Here is a 4,764-nt window from a genome sequence, read left to right as displayed (position 1 = left end):
CGCCCCCACGCTGGTCTGGTGCAGGCTGAGGACCTCCACGTCGATGCCGCCTGCCGCGAGGGCTCTGGTGAGCGCCTCGACCGGGCCGACCTCGGAGTGGACGCTGACCTCGTCGTCGTCGTCAATCGTCAGAGCGATCCGGGTGTGGGCCCGCCCGCCCGTCTCGGACGTGGAGAACTCGGTGAGGACGATCGGCTCGGCGCCGGGGGCCCGGTGGAGGTAGGCGTCCTGGAAGACCGTCCACAGCTGCGCCGCGGTGAACTCCAGGCCGGACGAGTCGGTGTGCTGCTGCACGGTGCGGGCGAAGTCGATCTGGAGCCTGCGGGGCAGTTCGATGCCGTACTCGGTCTCCAGCAGGTAGGCGATGCCGCCCTTGCCGGACTGGGAGTTCACGCGGATCACGGCGTCGTAGCTGCGGCCGATGTCGGCGGGGTCGATCGGCAGGTACGGGACCTTCCACGCGATCTCCCCCTCGGGGCGGCCCTGCGCGGCGGCCCGGGCGCGGTGCTCGGCGAAGCCCTTCTTGATGGCGTCCTGGTGCGTGCCGCTGAAGGCCGTGTGGACGAGATCGCCGACGTACGGGTGGCGCGCGGGGACCTCGAGCCGGTTGCAGTACTCGACCGTGCGGCGGATCTCGTCGATGTCGGAGAAGTCGATCATCGGGTCGATGCCCTGCGCGTGCAGGTTCAGCGCGAGCGTGGCGATATCCACATTTCCGGTGCGCTCGCCGTTGCCGAAGATGCAGCCCTCGACGCGCTGCGCCCCCGCGAGCACGGCCAGTTCGGCGCAGGCGATACCGGTGCCGCGGTCGTTGTGCGGGTGTACCGAGAGGATCACCGCGTCCCTGCGGGCGAGATTGGTGTGCATGTACTCGATCTGGTCGGCGTACACGTTCGGGGTGGCGATCTCGACCGTGGCGGGCAGGTTGAGGATCACCGGGCGCTCGGGCGTGGCGTCCCACAGTGCGGTCATGGTGTCGCAGAGGTCGAGCACGTAGTCCGGCTCGGTGAGGTTGAAGACCTCCGGCGAGAACTCGAACCGCACGTTCGGCAGGTCGCCGGCGAACTCCAGTACGTCGCGGCCTCCGGCGACGATGAGGTCCTTGAGCTCGTCCGGCCCGTAGCCGAGCACGGTGTCGCGCCAGGTGGGGGCGGTCGCCGTGTACATGTGGATGACGACCGGGTTGGTGATGCCGCGGACCGAGGCCACCGTGCGTTCGATGAGGTCGCGGCGGGCCGGGGTGAAGACGACGATGGTCACGTCGTCCGGGGCGATCTCGCTCTGGGCGATGAGGCGGACGAAGTCGTAGTCGGTCTGCGAGGCCGAGGGATAACCGACCTCGATCTCCTTGTAGCCTATCGCCACCATGAGCTCGAAGAACCGGCGCTTGCGGGCCGGGTCCATCGGTTCGGCCAGCGCCTGGTTGCCGTCGCGCAGGTCGACCGGCACCCACAGGGGCGCCGCGGTGAGGCGGCGGGTCGGCCACTCCGGCCGGGTCACGGGCACGTCCACGCGGGAGTGGACGTCCGAGTACCGGTGGGACGGCATCCGCGAGTGCCGCTGCCGGTTCCACGCGGGGGCGTGGCCGGGCACAGGCCCGTCGGGCGTGGTGATGCGGGGAAATGATGCGGTCATGTCGAGCTGGTCCTTCACTTCTCGGGTCGGGTGACCGGCGCAGGCTCGGCTCCACGACGCGAGCCGGTCCGACTACGCCCCGCCGTGGCGACCAAGGAGAAGGCACTCGAGAAAACGCATGGGTGGAAACTATCACAACTCCTCAGACAAGTAGAGTTGTCGGCATGGAACGTGTGACGCAGGTGAGACGGGCATCGCTGGCGGATCAGGCCGCCGAGCTGCTGTTGGAGCGGATCCGGTCGGGAGAGTGGGCGCTGGGTGAGAAGTTGCCCGGCGAGACGACGCTCGCGCCCCAACTTGGCGTGGGGCGCTCCACCGTCCGCGAGGCCATCCGCCAACTCGCCGGCCGCGGGGTGCTGACCTCCCGGCAGGGGGCGGGTGTGTTCGTCACGGCGCTCGAGGTGCCGGAGGACTGGGATGCCGTGCTCCGACGTGCGGACATCGTCTCGGTGATCGAGGCCCGCGTGGCGATCGAGGCCGAGGCCGCAGCGCTCGCCGCCGCACGGCGGACCCCCGCCGACCTGCGGGCGATCCGGCGCGCGCTCGCCCGGCGGGCCGAGAACCGCTCCGACATCGAGCGCCATGTGGACGTGGACACGCAGTTCCACCGGGCGATAGTGGTGGCCGCCCACAACCCGGTCCTCGTGGAGATGTTCGACAGTTTCACGCCCAGGGTCCGCGCGGCCATGATCGACATGCTCCGCCTCCGCGGGGAGTTCGGCAGTGACGCCGACCAGCGGGCGCACGTCGAGTTGGCCGACGCCATCGCGGACCGCGACGACGCGACCGCGTCGCGCCTTTCTCGTGCTCACCTCGGCGAGCTGCGGGAGGCGCTGTCGTGAGCGGGGCGCGAGGCCCCGGTGCGGGTGGCGGAGCGGCAGGCCCCGGCGCGAACTCCGGCATGGCCGACGGGGCGGTGGCCGAGGTGTTGCGCCTTCGCGGCGTCGACTTCGTCCGTCAGTCCGAGCGGATCCTCTCCGGCATCGACCTCACGGTCCGGGCAGGCGAGCGGTGGGCGCTCATCGGCCCCAACGGTGCAGGCAAGAGCACACTGATGAGCCTGTGCGGCGCCGAGGCCCACCCGACCCGCGGCTCGGTCCACGTCCTCGGCCACCAGCTGGGTCGGGTCGAGATCCGCAAGCTGCGGGAGTCGATCGGGCACGTCAATCCCCGGCATCCGCTGCGCTCGCCGCTGACGGTCCGGCAGGTCGTGCTCACCGGCGCGACCGGCACGACGGATCTGATGGGCCGGTGGGAGCCTGATCAGCCCACGCTCGACCGGGCCGACCACCTCATCGAGATGCTCGGCCTGGACGGGCTCCGGCACGCCGTGTGGCCCACCATGTCGCAGGGCGAGCGCGGCCGGGCGCTCATCGCGAGGGCGCTCCTGCCGAACCCCGCCCTGCTACTCCTCGACGAGCCGTCGACCGGCCTCGACGTGGCGGCCCGAGAGCAGTTCCTCGCGACCCTCGACCAGCTGCACGACACGCAGCCCGACCTCGCGACAGTCCTGGTCACCCACCACCTCGAGGAGCTGCCCACGTCGACGACCCACGCGATGCTGATCGCCCACGGCCGGATCCACGCCTCCGGACCCGCCCCGGACGTGCTCACCTCGGAGCTGGTGACGGAGGCCTTCGAGTATCCGATCGAGGTCGATCACCGACAGGGGCGGTGGTCGGCCCGAGCCGGCCGGTCACGCCGGACCTGAGTGCCGTCCCATCCCGGCCCGCACGCGTAATGTCTGCGGGTATGGCCGGTGGGAGGGGCGCGATGAAGAGGAGCGGCGGGTTGGCGTGGAGGTTGCGCCTGGCGGCGGCGCGCTACCGCTTCAAGGAGGGCCTGTTCCTCCTCCCGGCGCTGGTGATGCTGGGTGGGGTCCTGCTGGCGGTCGGCGCGACCGCGATCGACAAACACCTGGGGCACAACGCCGAGATCCCGTGGACGTTGGCGATGAGCAGCAACGCCGCCACGTGGCTGGTCTCGACCGTGGCCGGGGCCATGATCACCACCGTGGGAGTGGTCTTCTCGCTCACCGTGGTGAGCCTGCAGCTGGCCAGCAACCAGTTCTCGCCGCGGGTGATGCGCTCGTTCATCCGTGACCGGCTGAGTCAGGGCGTGATCGGCCTCCTGGTGGGCACATTCTTCTACTGCGTGCTGATCCTGCCGAGCTTCAGCGGGGAGCCCACGGCCCCGGCGCCACGGATCTCGCTGACCATCGCGATAGGTCTGACACTGGTCACCGTGGTGGGGATCATCGTCCACCTGGATCACCTGGCCCGCGGCCTGCAGGTCGGCAACCTCGCCCAGAGCATCGCGGACGAGGGGCAGGTGGTGGCAACGCGTCTGGGACGACTTCCCGCCGGCCTCAGTACGGTCGACTCCGAGGACTTCCCCGCCCCGGAGGGCGCCATCGTGATCCCGGCCGGCCGCAGCGGGTGGGTCAGCCAGGTGCACATGGGCCAGCTGCTCGCCGCCGTCTCCGCGGGGACGGTGCTGCGGCTGGAGACCAGGGTCGGGGCGTACATCCACCAGGGGGAGCCGTTGTTCACGGCGTGGCCGCCCCCGTCGCGCTCGCAGAAGATCGCGGGGGCCGTCGCGATATCCGAGATGCGGACCATGCTCCAGGACGCGGACTTCGCGATCCGCCAGCTCGTCGACATCGGCCTGCGGGCCCTGAGCTCGGCGATCAACGACCCCACCACCCCGCGGTAGAGGTCCTGCTGCGTCTGGGCACCGTGCTGCGCACGGTCCTCACCGGCCCACTGGCCCCGCAGGCGCTGCGCGATGACGCGGGCCGGGTGCTGGTCCAGCCGTGGAATCTAGACCACGACGAGTACGTCGAGCACGCCTTCGATCAGCTGCGTCAGGCGAGCCTGAACCAGACGGAGGTGGTGGCCGCGCTGCTGCGCGTGCTGCGCATGCTCATCACCCATGTCAACGAGGAAGGTCACCCGGAGCGGGCCGGCGCCCTCGAGCAGCAGATGCGGTTGCTCCTGGAGGCGGCAGCAGATCGGACCGACCTACTCCCGGAGGACCTGCAGCGCATCGAATCCCTGGCGTCGGACGACACCGACCCCGCCGACCACTCGCTCTAGACCGCCCCGCCCGGAAGAAGGGCCGTCAGTC

The 4,764-nt window shown here is 70.5% G+C and carries 5 protein-coding genes; 4 read left to right on the top strand and 1 reads right to left on the bottom strand.

The features are described 5' to 3' along the window. Positions 1-1,548 (bottom strand): 2-isopropylmalate synthase (locus ACWIE7_RS18260; protein ID WP_454070199.1); only part of this gene is annotated, 1,548 nt, incomplete at its 3' end. A 251-nt stretch (positions 1,549-1,799) separates the two neighbouring features. Here ACWIE7_RS18260 and ACWIE7_RS18255 point away from each other — a divergent pair. From ACWIE7_RS18255 to ACWIE7_RS18240, 4 genes are all read left to right on the top strand, one after another. Further along, positions 1,800-2,477 (top strand): FadR/GntR family transcriptional regulator, encoded by a 678-nt coding sequence (locus tag ACWIE7_RS18255; RefSeq protein WP_454057207.1) that lies wholly within the window; start codon positions 1,800-1,802, stop codon positions 2,475-2,477. A gap of 59 nt (positions 2,478-2,536) precedes the next feature. Next, positions 2,537-3,346 (top strand): ABC transporter ATP-binding protein, encoded by an 810-nt coding sequence (locus tag ACWIE7_RS18250; RefSeq protein WP_454070198.1) that lies wholly within the window; start codon positions 2,537-2,539, stop codon positions 3,344-3,346. Between the two features lie 62 nt (positions 3,347-3,408). Beyond that, positions 3,409-4,350 (top strand): DUF2254 domain-containing protein, encoded by a 942-nt coding sequence (locus ACWIE7_RS18245; RefSeq protein WP_454070197.1) that lies wholly within the window; start codon positions 3,409-3,411, stop codon positions 4,348-4,350. 23 nt (positions 4,351-4,373) lie between these two features. Next, on the top strand, positions 4,374-4,733 hold the full coding sequence (locus ACWIE7_RS18240; RefSeq protein WP_454070196.1) for a DUF2254 family protein: 360 nt from the start codon (positions 4,374-4,376) through the stop codon (positions 4,731-4,733). The last annotated feature ends 31 nt before the right edge of the window (positions 4,734-4,764 follow it).

Source organism: Dietzia sp. NPDC055343, assembly GCF_053645265.1.
Note: the sequence above shows the minus strand (reverse complement) of the source record. Positions and strands in the feature narration are given on the sequence as shown.